The sequence below is a fragment of the Pseudomonas reactans genome (assembly GCF_013385825.1).
Lineage (GTDB): Bacteria > Pseudomonadota > Gammaproteobacteria > Pseudomonadales > Pseudomonadaceae > Aquipseudomonas > Aquipseudomonas reactans.
This window is the reverse complement of the sequence record NZ_JACAPG010000006.1, coordinates 258,405-272,382: the sequence shown is the minus strand read 5'-3', so window position 1 is coordinate 272,382 and position 13,978 is coordinate 258,405. Positions and strand designations below refer to the sequence as shown.

General features: G+C 60.4%; 18 protein-coding genes. 4 read left to right on the top strand and 14 right to left on the bottom strand.

The window, feature by feature from the left end; translation table 11 throughout:
* Positions 1 to 54 precede the first annotated feature (54 nt).
* The 4 genes from HX868_RS07385 to HX868_RS07370 all read right to left on the bottom strand — a co-directional run bounded on the left by HX868_RS07385 (position 55) and on the right by HX868_RS07370 (position 1,966).
* A complete protein-coding gene (locus HX868_RS07385; protein ID WP_177002417.1) occupies positions 55 to 342 on the bottom strand; it encodes a PA4642 family protein in 288 nt (95 codons plus the stop codon).
* Between the two features lie 74 nt (positions 343 to 416).
* Positions 417 to 902, bottom strand: coding sequence for a hypothetical protein (locus HX868_RS07380; RefSeq protein ID WP_177002416.1), 486 nt, complete (start codon positions 900 to 902; stop codon positions 417 to 419).
* A 35-nt stretch (positions 903 to 937) separates the two neighbouring features.
* Entirely contained in the window at positions 938 to 1,405 is a 468-nt protein-coding gene (locus HX868_RS07375; RefSeq protein ID WP_177002415.1) for a WbuC family cupin fold metalloprotein, read from the bottom strand.
* A gap of 3 nt (positions 1,406 to 1,408) precedes the next feature.
* A complete protein-coding gene (locus HX868_RS07370) occupies positions 1,409 to 1,966 on the bottom strand; it encodes a hypoxanthine-guanine phosphoribosyltransferase (protein ID WP_105696150.1) in 558 nt (185 codons plus the stop codon).
* A 164-nt stretch (positions 1,967 to 2,130) separates the two neighbouring features.
* On the opposite strand from HX868_RS07370, the gene upp reads away from it, so the two are divergent.
* On the top strand, positions 2,131 to 2,769 hold the full coding sequence (gene upp, locus HX868_RS07365) for a uracil phosphoribosyltransferase (RefSeq protein WP_010213094.1): 639 nt from the start codon (positions 2,131 to 2,133) through the stop codon (positions 2,767 to 2,769).
* Between the two features lie 2 nt (positions 2,770 to 2,771).
* Positions 2,772 to 4,046 carry a uracil-xanthine permease family protein gene (locus HX868_RS07360; protein ID WP_177002414.1) on the top strand — a complete coding sequence of 425 codons (1,275 nt, stop codon included), beginning with the start codon at positions 2,772 to 2,774 and terminating at the stop codon, positions 4,044 to 4,046.
* 99 nt (positions 4,047 to 4,145) lie between these two features.
* Here the strand turns inward: HX868_RS07360 and hisC are convergent, their stop codons facing one another.
* The 10 genes from hisC to HX868_RS07310 all read right to left on the bottom strand — a co-directional run bounded on the left by hisC (position 4,146) and on the right by HX868_RS07310 (position 12,179).
* Entirely contained in the window at positions 4,146 to 5,198 is a 1,053-nt protein-coding gene (hisC, locus tag HX868_RS07355) for a histidinol-phosphate transaminase (RefSeq protein ID WP_177002413.1), read from the bottom strand.
* A gap of 3 nt (positions 5,199 to 5,201) precedes the next feature.
* Positions 5,202 to 6,524, bottom strand: a complete 1,323-nt coding sequence (gene hisD / locus HX868_RS07350; RefSeq protein ID WP_177002412.1) for a histidinol dehydrogenase — start codon at positions 6,522 to 6,524, stop codon at positions 5,202 to 5,204.
* 128 nt (positions 6,525 to 6,652) lie between these two features.
* On the bottom strand, positions 6,653 to 7,288 hold the full coding sequence (gene hisG / locus HX868_RS07345) for an ATP phosphoribosyltransferase (RefSeq protein ID WP_010213102.1): 636 nt from the start codon (positions 7,286 to 7,288) through the stop codon (positions 6,653 to 6,655).
* Positions 7,289 to 7,501: 213 nt separating this feature from the next.
* Positions 7,502 to 8,767 (bottom strand): UDP-N-acetylglucosamine 1-carboxyvinyltransferase, encoded by a 1,266-nt coding sequence (gene murA, locus HX868_RS07340; protein ID WP_095014725.1) that lies wholly within the window; start codon positions 8,765 to 8,767, stop codon positions 7,502 to 7,504.
* A 23-nt stretch (positions 8,768 to 8,790) separates the two neighbouring features.
* The gene (locus HX868_RS07335) at positions 8,791 to 9,030 is read right to left on the bottom strand and encodes a BolA family protein (RefSeq protein ID WP_032886286.1); all 240 of its coding nucleotides are present in this window, start codon (positions 9,028 to 9,030) and stop codon (positions 8,791 to 8,793) included.
* A 114-nt stretch (positions 9,031 to 9,144) separates the two neighbouring features.
* Positions 9,145 to 9,450, bottom strand: a complete 306-nt coding sequence (locus HX868_RS07330) for an STAS domain-containing protein (RefSeq protein ID WP_177002411.1) — start codon at positions 9,448 to 9,450, stop codon at positions 9,145 to 9,147.
* Entirely contained in the window at positions 9,447 to 10,094 is a 648-nt protein-coding gene (locus HX868_RS07325) for an MlaC/ttg2D family ABC transporter substrate-binding protein (protein WP_016976201.1), read from the bottom strand. Before HX868_RS07325 ends, HX868_RS07330 begins: the two co-directional genes overlap by 4 nt.
* Positions 10,095 to 10,105: 11 nt before the next feature.
* Positions 10,106 to 10,573 (bottom strand): outer membrane lipid asymmetry maintenance protein MlaD, encoded by a 468-nt coding sequence (mlaD, locus tag HX868_RS07320; RefSeq protein ID WP_003171814.1) that lies wholly within the window; start codon positions 10,571 to 10,573, stop codon positions 10,106 to 10,108.
* A complete protein-coding gene (gene mlaE, locus HX868_RS07315; protein WP_010213107.1) occupies positions 10,573 to 11,370 on the bottom strand; it encodes a lipid asymmetry maintenance ABC transporter permease subunit MlaE in 798 nt (265 codons plus the stop codon). Before mlaE ends, mlaD begins: the two co-directional genes overlap by 1 nt.
* Entirely contained in the window at positions 11,370 to 12,179 is an 810-nt protein-coding gene (locus HX868_RS07310; protein ID WP_003171811.1) for an ATP-binding cassette domain-containing protein, read from the bottom strand. Before HX868_RS07310 ends, mlaE begins: the two co-directional genes overlap by 1 nt.
* 297 nt (positions 12,180 to 12,476) lie before the next feature.
* Between HX868_RS07310 and HX868_RS07305 the strand changes: the two genes are divergently transcribed.
* The gene (locus HX868_RS07305) at positions 12,477 to 13,451 is read left to right on the top strand and encodes a KpsF/GutQ family sugar-phosphate isomerase (protein ID WP_016976203.1); all 975 of its coding nucleotides are present in this window, start codon (positions 12,477 to 12,479) and stop codon (positions 13,449 to 13,451) included.
* Entirely contained in the window at positions 13,452 to 13,976 is a 525-nt protein-coding gene (locus HX868_RS07300; RefSeq protein WP_177002410.1) for a KdsC family phosphatase, read from the top strand. It abuts the gene before it with no gap.
* Positions 13,977 to 13,978: the final 2 nt, after the last annotated feature.

Genomic DNA, 13,978 nt, shown 5'->3' with positions numbered 1-13,978 from the left:
AAAAACGCCCCGCTCTCGCAATGAGAACGGGGCGTTTTTTTATGTCTCGGATAATCAGCCGCGAGCGCTTTCGATCAATTCGATGTACTCGTCCGCGTGGCGCTGGTCCTTGATCAGGTCGACGAAGGTCTGGCCATGCTCATCCTTGCCGTCGAGGTCCAGGCCCGCTTCCTTGAAAAAGCCCAGGAACCGCTCGAAATCGTCGATACGCAGGCCACGGTAGGCCTTGATCAGCTTGTGCAGGGACGGGGAAGTCGCGTCGACCGGCTCGAAGTCCAGGAACAACTTGATCTGATCGTCGCCGATCTCGTCACCAATCACCTGTTTCTTATCTTTACGCATTACCGACTCCAGCCTGCAGACATTTACACGGGGTTTGAAGTCTACCTGCGGGGCGCGGGCTTGTGTAGGCGGGGCTACCTGGCCTTTACAGCACCCGTGTGCAGATCCGCCCAGATATGCCCGTTGGCATAACTGAGAAACTGCACGTACACCGTGTCATTGCGCAGCAAGTCGACAATCACGCGATATTGAGCCACCGGGTAGGACAAGGTCAGGGTTTTACTCTTGTCATCGTAGGCCGGCTTTTTCAGGCTTTTGCTTTCGGCGTCGAAATTGAGCACCACTTGGGCGATGGACGCGCCTTTGTTCAGGGACTTGCCCTTGAGGCGGATCATCAGCGGCGAGGTCACCGGGATCGGCTGTTGGCTGGACTGGCGCTGGTTGCCCACCACCACCGCGTACTCGGTGACTTGCAGCAATTGCTGCTGGTCCGGCGCTTCGGCGCGCAGGGTCAGGTCATCCGAGGGCAGGAACTGGCTGTGCATCGGTGCAGGCGCGGCGGCCAGCGGCAGGCTGAGGGTCAGCGCCAGGGCGGCGCAGGTGCGTATCAACAGGCTCATGGGCCGCTCCGGCAAGATGGGCCCAGCACTGTAGCTCAATCGAACTGGGCAAGCATCCAGCGTTGATACTCGGCCACGCCGGCATCGCCTTCGCGGGGCGCCCAGTCGGCCTGTTCACCCTCGCCCACCGGACGATAGGGCCCAGCCTTGCACTCGAACATCACGGTGTCGGGCTCCAGCACCACCAAACCGTGGAATACGCCGGGCGGAAGATCGACGCCGGCGCATTCACCACCGGCCTGCATCACACGCTTGACGAGCACTTCGCCCGTTTCGCTGAACACCAGCAAACCCAGGCTGCCCTGCAGCACAAGCAAGGTTTCCGCCTTGTCCGCGCTCAGGTGCCGATGAGGCGGCACGTAGGTGTCCGGTTGCAGGCCCACCGCCAGGCGATGGCAGGGTTCTTCCATCTGATGGAAATTGTGATGGTGCCGGCCACGAGGGCTGGCGCCCGCTTTCTCGGCCAGTTCGGCAAACAGCGTCTGATCAAGAAAGCGGGCCATGGCTTACATCCCTTTGACGGCGTAGATGCCATTGGCGTTGCGCCAGTAGCCTTTGTAGTCCATGCCGTAACCGAAGATGTAGCGGTCGATGCACGGCAGGCCGACATAATCGGCCTTGAGGTCTGGGCGGGCCTTACGGTCGTGGTCTTTGTCGATCAGCACGGCGGTGTGCACCTTGCGCGCGCCAGCGTGCTTGCAGAAGTCGATGATCGCGCCCAGGGTGTGGCCTTCATCGAGGATGTCGTCGATGATCAGCACGTCGCGGTCGATGAACGAGACTTCCGGCTTGGCTTTCCAGAACAGGTCGCCGCCACTGGTTTCGTTGCGATAACGGGTGGCGTGCAGGTAGGACGCTTCCAGCGGGAATTGCAGGTGGGTCAGCAATTTGCCGGCGAAGATCAGGCCACCGTTCATCACGCAGAAGACCACCGGGTTGGTGTCGGCCATTTCGCGGGTGATGTGCGCGCCGACCTTGGCGATCGCCGCTTCGACTTGCGCTTCAGTGTACAGGCAGTCAGCCTCGCGCATGATTTGACGGATATGCTCGAGATCAGCGGACATGGCGCTCTCCAAGGGGGTGCTGTGGCAAGAAAAGCGGGCGAAGGTACGCTTCTCGTGCGCTCCGAGCAAGCGTTAATGGACTAACGTACTAGATGTCTATAGGACAACACCCTCGGATAGATTAATCTAGGCCGGTTTTTTTGCCCGCCGCCGGAGCCTTTCCCATGCCCACTCGCGAGATCCGCCACCCGCTGATCCGACACAAGCTCGGCCTTATGCGCCGCGCCGACATTAGCACGAAGAACTTCCGTGAGCTTGCTCAGGAAGTCGGAGCGTTGCTCACTTACGAAGCCACCAAGGATTTGCCCCTGGAAACCTACGAGATCCCCGGTTGGGCCGGTCCCGTCCAAGTGGAGAAAATCGCTGGTAAGAAAATCACCGTGGTCCCGATCCTGCGCGCCGGTATCGGCATGCTCGAAGGCGTGCTCAGCCTGATCCCGGGCGCCAAGGTCAGCGCCGTGGGCGTAGCCCGCAATGAAGAGACGCTGGAGGCCCACACCTACCTGGAAAAACTCGTTCCGGAAATCAACGAGCGCCTGGCGATGATCATCGACCCGATGCTGGCCACCGGCAGTTCCATGGTTGCCACCATCGACCTGCTGAAAAAAGCCGGTTGCCGGGACATCCGCGCCATGGTCCTCGTCGCTGCACCCGAAGGCATTGCGGCCGTCGAGAAGGCCCACCCGGACGTGCAGATCTACACCGCCTCCATCGACGAGCGCCTGAACGAACACGGCTACATCATCCCAGGCCTGGGCGATGCCGGTGACAAGATCTTCGGCACCAAGCAGAAGGACGCGTGAGCATGCAGGATGAATTCAACGACCCGCTTTGGCGCCAGATCCTGTCTGGCGCACAAATGCTCTTCGTGGCATTTGGCGCGCTGGTGTTGATGCCGCTGATCACAGGTCTTGATCCAAACGTTGCATTGTTCACCGCCGGCCTGGGCACGTTGTTATTCCAGGTCGTAACGGGCCGCCAGGTGCCAGTCTTCCTGGCGTCGAGCTTTGCCTTCATCACCCCGATCATTCTCGCCAAGCAGCAATTCGGCCTCGCAGCGACCATGGGCGGGGTGATGGCGGCCGGTTTCGTCTACACCTTCCTGGGCGCTGCCGTGAAGATCAAGGGCACCGGTTTCATCGACCGACTGCTCCCTCCCGTGGTCATTGGCCCGGTGATCATCTCCATCGGCCTCGCCATGGCGCCGATCGCCGCGAACATGGCGATGGGCAAAGGCGGTGACGGTGCCGAACTGATCCCCTACAAGACAGCGATGCTGATCTCGATGCCGGCGCTGCTGACCACGTTGATCGTGGCGGTGTTCGGCCAGGGTATTTTCCGCCTGGTGCCAATCATCTCTGGCGTGCTGGTGGGTTTTGCCATGTCGTTCTACTTTGGCGTGGTCGACACGGCGAAGATCGCCGCCGCGCCGTGGTTCGCCCTGCCCCACTTCACCGCGCCGGAATTCAACTGGCAGGCGATCCTGTTCATCGTCCCGGTGGCCCTGGCCCCGGCGATCGAGCATATCGGTGGTGTGATTGCGGTCGGCAGCGTGACCGGTCGCGACTACCTGAAGAAGCCTGGCCTGCACCGCACCTTGCTGGGCGACGGCATTGCCACTACGGCAGCCGGTATGTTTGGTGGCCCGCCTAACACGACCTACGCGGAAGTGACCGGTGCGGTGATGCTGACCAAGAACTACAACCCGAAAATCATGACCTGGGCGGCGGTGTTTGCCATCAGCCTGGCGTTCATCGGCAAGTTTGGCGCACTGCTGCAGAGCATCCCCGTGCCGGTGATGGGCGGGATCCTGTGCCTGCTGTTCGGTTCGATTGCTGCGGTGGGCATGAACACGCTGATCCGCCACAAGATTGACCTGGGCGAGGCGCGCAACCTGGTGATCGTGTCAGTGACGTTGGTGTTCGGCATTGGCGGTGTGCTGGTCGGCACCGGCACCGGGCCGGATGATTTCGGCCTGAAGGGCATCGCCCTGTGCGCGGTGGTAGCGATTGGTTTGAACCTGCTGCTGCCGGGCAATGATGGTTGGAAGAACAAAAAGCCGGACGAACCGCTGCTGTAAACGCAATCTCTGTAGGAGCCGGCTTGCCGGCGATGGCGCCCTTGAGTTCAGTGATGGTTTAAGGGCCTCATCGCCGGCAAGCCGGCTCCTACAGGGGGGCTACAGCTGGCCGAGGCCGTCGATCAACGCCTGGTTCTGCTCCGGCGTGCCGATGCTGATCCGCAGGAATTGGGCAATCCGCGCCTGCTTGAAGTGACGAACAATCACCCCTTGCTCACGCAACTTGGCCGCCAGGCCCGCCGCGTCATGCTGTGGGTGACGGGCAAAGATGAAGTTGGCTGCCGACGGCAACACTTCAAAGCCCTTCGCCTCCAACTGCCCAATCACCTTGTTGCGGCTGTCGATCACCAACTGACACGTCTTGTCGAAGTACTCACGGTCCTCGAACGCCGCCGCCGCGCCGACAATCGCCAGGCGATCCAGCGGATAGGAGTTGAAGCTGTTCTTGACGCGCTCCAGCGCCTCGATCAGATCCGGATGGCCCACGGCCAGGCCCACCCGCAAACCGGCCAGTGAGCGCGATTTGGACAGGGTCTGGGTCACCAGCAGGTTCGGGTAACGGTCCACCAGGCTGATGGCGGTTTCGCCACCGAAGTCGATATAGGCTTCATCAACCACTACCACCGAATCCGGACTGGCCTTGAGAATCTGCTCCACCGCGTCCAGCGCCAGCACAGTACCGGTCGGCGCGTTCGGGTTGGGGAAGATGATCCCACCGTTGGGCTTGGCGTAATCCGCCACACGAATCTGGAACTGTTCGTCCAGCGGCACCGGGTCGGATTGGATGCCATACAGCCCGCAGTAAACCGGATAGAAGCTGTAGCTGATATCTGGGAACAGCAGCGGCAGGTCGTGCTGGAACAGGCCGTGGAAGATGTGGGCCAGGACCTCGTCGGAGCCGTTGCCGAGGAACACCTTGCCGGCATCAATCCCGTAATACTTGGCGACCGCCTGCTTGAGCAGGTCGCTGTTGGGGTCCGGGTACAGGCGCAGGTTGTCGTTCAACTCGGCCTGCATCGCGGCCAACGCCTTGGGCGATGGGCCGTAGGGGTTTTCATTGGTGTTGAGCTTGACCAATTTGGTCAGCTTGGGTTGCTCGCCGGGCACGTAAGGCACGAGGTCCTTGACGAAAGGGCTCCAGAATTTGCTCATGTCTCAGTTCCCCTTCTCTTCAAGGATGCGGTATTCAGCGCTACGGGCGTGAGCGCTCAGGGACTCACCACGGGCCAGCACCGAGGCGGTCTTGCCCAGTTCGGAAGCACCCTGTGGCGAACAGAAGATGATCGACGAACGCTTCTGGAAGTCATACACCCCCAGTGGCGAGGAGAAACGCGCGGTGCCGGACGTCGGCAGCACGTGATTCGGGCCCGCGCAGTAGTCGCCCAGGGCTTCGCTGGTGTGGCGGCCCATGAAGATCGCACCGGCATGGCGGATCGACGGCAGCCAGGCTTGTGGATCGGCGACGGACAGCTCCAGGTGCTCCGGCGCAATGCGGTTGGCCACTTCAATGGCCTGCTCCATGTCGCGCACCAGGATCAACGCGCCACGGCCATTGATCGACTTCTCGATGATCTCCGCGCGGTCCATGGTCGGCAGCAGCTTGTTGATGCTGGCGGCGACCTGGTCAAGGAATTCGGCGTCCGGGCTGACCAAGATCGCCTGGGCGTCTTCGTCGTGCTCGGCCTGGGAAAACAGGTCCATGGCGATCCAGTCCGGATCAGTCTGACCGTCGCACACCACGAGGATTTCCGACGGGCCGGCGATCATGTCGATACCGACCTGGCCGAACACGTGGCGCTTGGCGGTGGCGACGTAGATGTTGCCAGGGCCGACCACCTTATCTACTTTCGGCACGCTCTCGGTGCCGTAAGCCAAGGCCGCGACGGCTTGGGCGCCACCGATGGTGAACACGCGGTCGACACCGGCGATGCAGGCGGCGGCCAGCACCAGCTCATTGATTTCCCCGCGCGGGGTCGGCACCACCATGACCACTTCGGTTACGCCCGCCACTTTGGCCGGGATCGCGTTCATCAACACCGACGACGGGTACGACGCCTTGCCGCCCGGCACGTACAGACCAGCGCGGTCCAGCGGTGTGACCTTCTGGCCCAGCACGGTGCCGTCGGCCTCGGTGTAGCTCCAGGAGTCCTGTTTCTGCTTTTCGTGGTAGCTGCGCACCCGCGCCGCCGCAACTTCCAGGGCTTCGCGCTGAGGTGCAGTAATGCGCGTCAGGGCAAGTTCCAAGCGTTCACGGGGCAGGATCAGATCGGCCATCGACGCAACGTCCAGGCCATCGAACTGACGGGTAAAGTCCACCAGCGCCGCATCACCACGCTCGCGCACGGCCTTGATGATGTCGAGCACTCGCCCGTTGACCGACTCGTCGGACACGCTTTCCCAGCTCAGCAGATGATCCAGATGATGGGCGAAATCCGGGTCGGCAGCGTTGAGTCGGGCAATTGCAGTGGACGTGGTCATAGCGAGGGCCTCAATAGAATTGGCAAAAACTCAGGCGCCCTAAACTAGCAGTCGTTTCCGCTTGGGCACCTGAGAATTCTGGCTATGAGGCGGATAGACGGGCGCAGCCTTCCGGCTACGCGGGTAAGTCAACCGCGGTGTCGCGACTCCACTGCCTTGCGCAGGGTGTCGATCAACGCCTGGATACGGGCGTGCTGCATCTTCATCGATGCTTTGTTGACGATCAGGCGGGAGCTGATGTCGGCAATGAATTCTTGCGGCTCAAGACCGTTGGCACGCAGGGTGTTGCCGGTGTCGACCACGTCGATGATCTTGTCGGCCAGGCCGATCAGCGGCGCCAGCTCCATCGAGCCGTAGAGCTTGATGATGTCGACCTGACGACCTTGTTCGGCGTAGTAACGCTTGGCAACGTTGACAAACTTGGTCGCCACGCGCAGGCGGCCTTTAGGCTCGACGTCGCCAACACGGCCGGCAGTCATCAGCTTGCACAGGGCGATACGCAGGTCCAATGGCTCGTACAGGCCCTGGCCGCCGTATTCCATCAGCACGTCCTTACCGGCGACACCGAGGTCGGCCGCGCCATGCTCAACGTAGGTCGGCACGTCGGTAGCCCGCACGATCAACAGGCGAACGTCGTCCTGGGTCGTAGGGATGATCAGCTTGCGGCTCTTGTCCGGATTCTCGGTCGGCACGATGCCCGCTTCAGCCAGAAGCGGCAAAGTGTCGTCAAGGATGCGGCCCTTGGACAGTGCGATGGTCAACATGGGAAACGTCAGTCCTTCATCAGGCTATTGCTGCCCGGTCGCAAACGGCGCCGGACACAGATCGAGGCCATTACAGCCTCGATTTCAAACAAATCTGTATTTGTAGGAGCGAGCTTGCTCGCGAAGAACTCATGGACACCGCGTTGATTCTAGATAAACACGTTATCGTTGAAGTTTTTCGCGAGCAAGCTCGCTCCTACAGCGCAGCAGGGACTAGCCCGGTACGCGGCGGATTTTCGCGCCGAGCATCTGCAGTTTTTCTTCGATGCACTCGTAACCACGGTCTATGTGGTAGATACGGTCGATCAGGGTATCGCCTTCGGCGATCAGCGCCGAGATCACCAGGCTGGCCGAAGCCCGCAGGTCAGTGGCCATCACTGGCGCGCCCTTGAGTTTCTCGGTGCCGGTAACGATGGCGGTGTTGCCTTCAACCTGGATCTTCGCGCCCATGCGGTGCAGCTCGTACACGTGCATGAAGCGGTTTTCGAAGATGGTCTCGATCACGGCGCCGGTGCCTTCGGCAATGGCGTTCAAGGAGATGAACTGCGCCTGCATGTCGGTCGGGAACGCCGGGTACGGAGCGGTACGCACGTTGACGGCTTTAGGACGCTTGCCGTGCATGTTCAGCTCGATCCAGTCTTCACCGGTGGTGATTTCGGCACCGGCTTCGCGCAGTTTTTCCAGGACCGCTTCCAGGATAGTCGGATCGGTGTCCTTGACCTTGACGCGGCCACCGGTCACGGCGGCGGCAACCAGGTAGGTGCCGGTCTCGATACGGTCTGGCATGACCTTGTAGGTAGCGGTGTGCAGGCGCTCTACACCATCGATGGTGATGGTGTCGGTGCCGGCGCCGGAAACCTTGGCACCCATGGCGTTCAGGAAGTTGGCCAGGTCGACCACTTCCGGCTCGCGCGCGGCGTTCTGCAGCACGCTGCGGCCTTTGGCCAGGGCAGCGGCCATCATGATGTTCTCGGTACCGGTCACGCTGACGGTATCAAAGAAGAAGTTCGCGCCACGCAGGCCGCCTTCCGGCGCCTTGGCCTTGATGTAGCCGCCTTCGACGTCGATGACTGCGCCCATGGCTTCGAGGCCACGGATGTGCAGGTCCACCGGACGCGAACCGATGGCGCAACCGCCAGGCAAGGCGACTTCGGCTTCTCCGAAACGGGCAACCATCGGGCCCAGCACCAGGATCGACGCACGCATGGTTTTCACCAGTTCGTACGGGGCGACCAGGGTCTTGATGGTGCGTGGGTCGATTTCAACGGCCAGCTTCTCGTCGATCACCGGCTCAATGCCCATGCGACCGAACAGCTCGATCATGGTGGTGATGTCGTGCAGGTGCGGCAGGTTGGCCACGGTGACCGGGCCATCGCACAGCAGGGTCGCTGCCAGGATCGGCAAGGCAGAGTTTTTTGCACCGGAGATGCGAATCTCGCCATCAAGGCGGGCACCGCCGGTAATAATCAATTTATCCATAAGAATCTCGACGCCTTGGGGGCTCAGGTGCGCTCGGCCCAGGCCGCGCGGCTGAAAAATTTCATAGTGACCGCATGGATGCTGCCATCGGTGATCCACGGGTTCAAATGGGCATAGATCTGCTGTTGACGCTTGACCGGGCTGAGTGCCGCCAGTTCATCGCTAATCACGTTCAGCTGGAAGTTGCAGCCTTCGCCTTCAACTTCTACGGTCGTATCCGGCAGCTTTCCTTCAAGAAAGCTCTTAACTTCTAGGGCCTGCATGCTCAACCTCTATCGGCGCCCAGTGCGCGCGGGTCGCACATCATACAAAAAAGCCCCGCGCCTGCGAACCCCGCATAGCAGGACTCTGACGGGGGGCCTCTTTAATAATGTGTATTAAGGATGGGCCAGCAACTCGGTCAGCCCGGAAACTTCGGCGATTTCACGCATGTCTTCGGGCATTGCACGGATGCTGACCGGCTTTTTGGCCGCTTCGGCATCGCGCATGAAGCACAGCAGCAACGACAAACCGACGCTGCTGGACTTGGTCACTGCCGAACAATCCAGCACCAGCGCGGGCGCGGAGCTGGTCTTGATCAGGGCCTGGCCCTGCTTGCGCAGGTCAGGCCCGGTGCGGTAATCCAGCACGCCGCTGATGAACAGCTCGCCGGCATCGCCTAGACGAACAGCCGCTTCAGTCATTGTGCAGGCTTCCCGGCTTCTTTATCGGACGTTTCCTTGGCCTTGGCGACTTCGCCGGCCCAACCATTAATGGTTTTGTCCAGGTCGTTGCCATTGCGCTGCATGGCATCGGCGAACTGGTCACGGAACAGCTTGCCGATGTTGATGCCATTGATGATCACGTTACGCAACTTCCACTCGCCGTTGACCTTCTCCAGGGTGTACTGCACCGGGTAGACGGCACCGTTGTTGCCCTTGACACTCATGTTGACGCTGGTGCGATCACCGGACTCGTCACCGGCTGGAGCGACGGTAATGCCCTGGTTGTTGTACTCAAGCAGTGCGTTGCCATAGAACTGAAACAGGCCACGCTTGAAGTTTTCCTGGAAGGTCTGCATCTGCGCCGGGGTCGCCTTGCGCGAATACTTGACCGTCATGATGCTGCGGGAAATGCCCTCTGCATCGACGACTGGGCCGACAATGGTGTTGAGTGCGTCGTAGAACTTACTCGGATCTTGCTTGTACTGCTCTTTATTGGCAGTCAGGTCAGCCAGCATCTTGCTGGTCGTGTCCTGCACCAGATCGTGCGCAGAACCTGCAGCGTTAGCCATCAGCGGCAGCGCTGCCAACAACACCAGCAGGCCACGTCGCAAGGTAGAGATCATGAACAGATTCCTCATTTGGCGTCTTTATTGACCGTATTAAGCAGGAATTTACCGATCAGGTCTTCAAGCACCAGCGACGACTGTGTGTCGTGGATTGTCGAGCCATCCTTGAGCAGGGCTGTTTCCCCACCCACGCTGACACCGATGTATTTTTCGCCCAGCAGACCCGCAGTGAGGATAGATGCAGTGGAGTCGGTCGGCAGATTATCTACCTTCTTGTCCAGTTGCATGGTCACTCGCCCGGTGAAGCTGTCGCGGTCCAGATCGATTGCCGTGACCTTGCCGATGGTCACACCGGCCATGGTCACTTTAGCTCTGACAGTCAAACCGGCGATATTGTCGAAGTACGCGTAAAGTTTATAAGTATCGGCGGTGGGGCTGGCCGACAGGCCACTGACTCGCAGGGCCAACAACAGTAAAGCCAGGATGCCAGCCAGCAAGAAAAGGCCGACACCGATTTCCACAGTGCGGTTTTGCATCAGAAATCTCCAAACATCAAGGCGGTCAAAATGAAGTCAAGGCCCAGTACCGCCAGCGAGGCGTACACAACGGTCTTGGTGGTGGCGCGACTGATCCCTTCTGAAGTGGGCTCACAGTCATAGCCTTGGAATACGGCGATCCAGGTCACTACAAAGGCGAAGACGATGCTCTTTATGATGCCGTTGAGCACGTCACCGCTGAAGGTCACGCTGTTTTGCATGTTGGCCCAGTAGGAACCGTCGTAGACACCCAGCCAGTCCACCGCCACCCACGAACCGCCCCAGATACCCACCACGCTGAAGATCATCGCCAGCAGTGGCAGGGAAATGAAACCGGCCCACAGGCGCGGGGCAACAATGTACTTGAGCGGGTCCACGCCGATCATTTCAAGGCTGGACAGTTGCTCGGTGGACTTCATGTTGCCGATTTCAGCAGTCAGCGCCGAACCCGCACGCCCGGCGAACAGCAAGGCGGTCACCACCGGCCCCAGCTCACGCAACAGCGTCAGGGCAACCATCTGCCCCACCGCCTGCTCCGAACCGTAGCTGGAAAGAATATTGAAGCCCTGCAACGCGAGCACCATGCCGATGAACACACCGGAGACCACAATGATCACCAGGGACATTACACCTACCGAATGCAGCTGCTTGATCAGCAGGCCAAAGCCGCCGCCAATGCCGCCGCGACCGAGCAGGGCGTGGAACAGGAAAATCGTCGAACGGCCGAGCACTTCGACAATGTCGATACCCGAGCGGCCGAAAAGGCGAACCTTCTCGATGAGAGATGTCTTGCGCATCAGCGCTTCCCCAGAAGATCTGAGCGGTAATCCGCTGCCGGAAAATGAAAAGGCACCGGACCATCGGGATCGCCGGTCATGAATTGGCGAATGCGCGGGTTATCGGCGTTCATCAGCTCTTCAGGCGTGCCCTGACCCAGCACCTGGCCATCGCCAACAACATAGAGGTAATCGGCAATGCTCGCGGTTTCTGCAAGATCGTGGGAAACCACAATACTGGTGATGCCCAGCGCATCATTGAGCAAGCGGATCAAGCGCACCAGCACGCCCATGGCGATGGGGTCCTGGCCGACGAAGGGCTCGTCATACATGAGAATCTGCGGGTCGAGGGCAATGGCGCGCGCCAGGGCCACACGGCGCTTCATGCCGCCGGACAGCTCGTCAGGCATCAGGTCGATGGCACCACGAAGGCCTACGGCCTGCAGTTTCAGCAACACGATGTCACGAATCATTTCATCGGACAGCTGGGTATGCACCCGGAGCGGAAAGGCCACGTTCTCGAACACATCGAGGTCGGTGAACAGTGCACCGCTCTGGAACAGCACACCCATATGCTTGCGCGCATCGAACAGATCACTGCGCGACAGCGTCGGCAGGTTCTGGCCATTGACCCACACTTCGCCGGCGCTGGGACGCAATTGCATGCCCATCAGGCGCAACAGGGTGGTCTTGCCGCAACCGGAAGGCCCCATGATGCCCGTGACCTTGCCGCGCGGGATGCGGATATCAACGTTATTGAAGATGCTGCGCGTCCCGCGCTTGAAGGTCAGTCCCTTCAGCTCGACCGCGTAGGCGTTATCGGCACTCATCTAAACTCCTTGGGATGCAGCCTCTCACTCAGACACCACGCTTGTGACAAACGTTTGCAACCGTTGTGCAATAGTTGGCACGTGGGCTGGGCGGACCGAACTGGCGGCGAACTATATCACTGCTGGTACAAGGCGCCCAAGGCCGGAACAGCGCTTGTTCAGATTGGGGACAGGGAAAAGTCGTTACTCAGGATGAATCTCAGGTGCATTGCGAACAAACCCTGACGAACTTGCGTGAGGGAATTGATCATTACCGCTATAATCGCCGACTTTTCGTCAGGCTATACGATTTCAGACATGAGCCAATCCAGCGACCTTATTCAATCCGCACAACGCACCATCCGCCTCGAGCTTGAAGCCGTAGAAGGCTTGCTGGCGCATATCGACGCAGATTTCGTACGCGCCTGCGAGATGATTCTGGCCAGCAAGGGCCGCGTTGTCGTGGTCGGCATGGGCAAGTCGGGCCACGTCGGCAACAAAATCGCCGCCACCCTGGCCAGCACTGGGACCACGGCATTTTTCGTGCACCCGGCCGAAGCCAGCCACGGCGACATGGGCATGATCACCAAGGATGACATCATCCTGGCGCTGTCCAACTCCGGCACCACCAACGAAATCGTGACCCTGCTGCCGCTGATCAAGCGCCTGGGCATCCAGATGATCAGCCTCACCGGCAACCCGGATTCGACACTGGCCAAGGCCGCCGAAGTGAACCTGAATGTTCACGTGGCCCACGAAGCCTGCCCGTTGAACCTGGCACCGACCTCCTCCACCACCGCCGCACTGGTCATGGGCGACGCCCTGGCCGTGGCGTTGCTGGAAGCCCGTGGATTTACCGCTGAAGACTTCGCGTTTTCCCATCCAGGTGGCGCCTTGGGCCGTCGCCTGCTGTTGAAAGTGGAAAACGTCATGCATTCCGGTGATGAGTTGCCCCACGTCCAGCGCGGCACCTTATTGAAGGACGCGCTGATGGAAATGACCCGCAAAGGCCTCGGCATGACCGTGATCCTGGAAGCCGACGGCCGCCTGGCCGGGGTCTTCACCGACGGCGACTTGCGTCGCACCTTGGACCGCACCATAGATATCCACACGGCTACCATCGATGCGGTGATGACCCCTCACGGCAAGACCGCCCGCCCCGAGATGCTGGCAGCCGAAGCCTTGAAAATCATGGAAGACCACAAGATCGGCGCGCTGGTGGTAGTCGATGCCAATGACCACCCGATCGGCGCCCTGAACATGCACGACTTGCTGCGTGCGGGAGTGATGTAAATGACCAGCGACCTGTTGCAACGCGGTAAAACCATCAAATTGGCGATTTTCGACGTGGATGGTGTGCTGACCGATGGCCGCCTGTACTTCCTCGAAGACGGCAGCGAATTCAAGACGTTCAACACCCTCGACGGCCAGGGCATCAAGATGTTGATGGCGTCGGGCGTGCAAACGGCGATTATCAGCGGCCGGAAAACGCCGGTTGTGGAACGCCGCGCACAAAACCTGGGGATTCCTCACCTGTATCAGGGCCGTGAGGATAAACTGGTGGTTCTGGACGAGCTTCTTGGCCTACTCAACCTAAGCTATGAGCAGGTCGCCTACCTGGGCGATGACCTGCCAGACCTGCCGGTGATCCGTCGAGTAGGCCTGGGCATGGCCGTCGCCAATGCGGCGGCGTTTGTTCGCGAGCACGCCCATGGCATCACCACCGCCCGTGGCGGTGAAGGTGCCGCCCGCGAGTTCTGCGAGCTGATCCTGCGTGCCCAGGGCAGCCTTGAAGCGGCCCACGCCGCCTACTTATAGAG

Excerpts from the sequence above, each read along its gene's own strand:
- HX868_RS07385 (WP_177002417.1), bottom strand. The coding sequence starts at position 342 with ATGCGTAAAGATAAGAAACAGGTGATTGGTGACGAGATCGGCGACGAT.
- HX868_RS07380 (WP_177002416.1), bottom strand. The coding sequence starts at position 902 with ATGAGCCTGTTGATACGCACCTGCGCCGCCCTGGCGCTGACCCTCAGC.
- HX868_RS07375 (WP_177002415.1), bottom strand. The coding sequence starts at position 1,405 with ATGGCCCGCTTTCTTGATCAGACGCTGTTTGCCGAACTGGCCGAGAAA.
- HX868_RS07370 (WP_105696150.1), bottom strand. The coding sequence starts at position 1,966 with ATGTCCGCTGATCTCGAGCATATCCGTCAAATCATGCGCGAGGCTGAC.
- upp (WP_010213094.1), top strand. The coding sequence starts at position 2,131 with ATGCCCACTCGCGAGATCCGCCACCCGCTGATCCGACACAAGCTCGGC.
- HX868_RS07360 (WP_177002414.1), top strand. The coding sequence starts at position 2,772 with ATGCAGGATGAATTCAACGACCCGCTTTGGCGCCAGATCCTGTCTGGC.
- hisC (WP_177002413.1), bottom strand. The coding sequence starts at position 5,198 with ATGAGCAAATTCTGGAGCCCTTTCGTCAAGGACCTCGTGCCTTACGTG.
- hisD (WP_177002412.1), bottom strand. The coding sequence starts at position 6,524 with ATGACCACGTCCACTGCAATTGCCCGACTCAACGCTGCCGACCCGGAT.
- hisG (WP_010213102.1), bottom strand. The coding sequence starts at position 7,288 with ATGTTGACCATCGCACTGTCCAAGGGCCGCATCCTTGACGACACTTTG.
- murA (WP_095014725.1), bottom strand. The coding sequence starts at position 8,767 with ATGGATAAATTGATTATTACCGGCGGTGCCCGCCTTGATGGCGAGATT.
- HX868_RS07335 (WP_032886286.1), bottom strand. The coding sequence starts at position 9,030 with ATGCAGGCCCTAGAAGTTAAGAGCTTTCTTGAAGGAAAGCTGCCGGAT.
- HX868_RS07330 (WP_177002411.1), bottom strand. The coding sequence starts at position 9,450 with ATGACTGAAGCGGCTGTTCGTCTAGGCGATGCCGGCGAGCTGTTCATC.
- HX868_RS07325 (WP_016976201.1), bottom strand. The coding sequence starts at position 10,094 with ATGATCTCTACCTTGCGACGTGGCCTGCTGGTGTTGTTGGCAGCGCTG.
- mlaD (WP_003171814.1), bottom strand. The coding sequence starts at position 10,573 with ATGCAAAACCGCACTGTGGAAATCGGTGTCGGCCTTTTCTTGCTGGCT.
- mlaE (WP_010213107.1), bottom strand. The coding sequence starts at position 11,370 with ATGCGCAAGACATCTCTCATCGAGAAGGTTCGCCTTTTCGGCCGCTCG.
- HX868_RS07310 (WP_003171811.1), bottom strand. The coding sequence starts at position 12,179 with ATGAGTGCCGATAACGCCTACGCGGTCGAGCTGAAGGGACTGACCTTC.
- HX868_RS07305 (WP_016976203.1), top strand. The coding sequence starts at position 12,477 with ATGAGCCAATCCAGCGACCTTATTCAATCCGCACAACGCACCATCCGC.
- HX868_RS07300 (WP_177002410.1), top strand. The coding sequence starts at position 13,452 with ATGACCAGCGACCTGTTGCAACGCGGTAAAACCATCAAATTGGCGATT.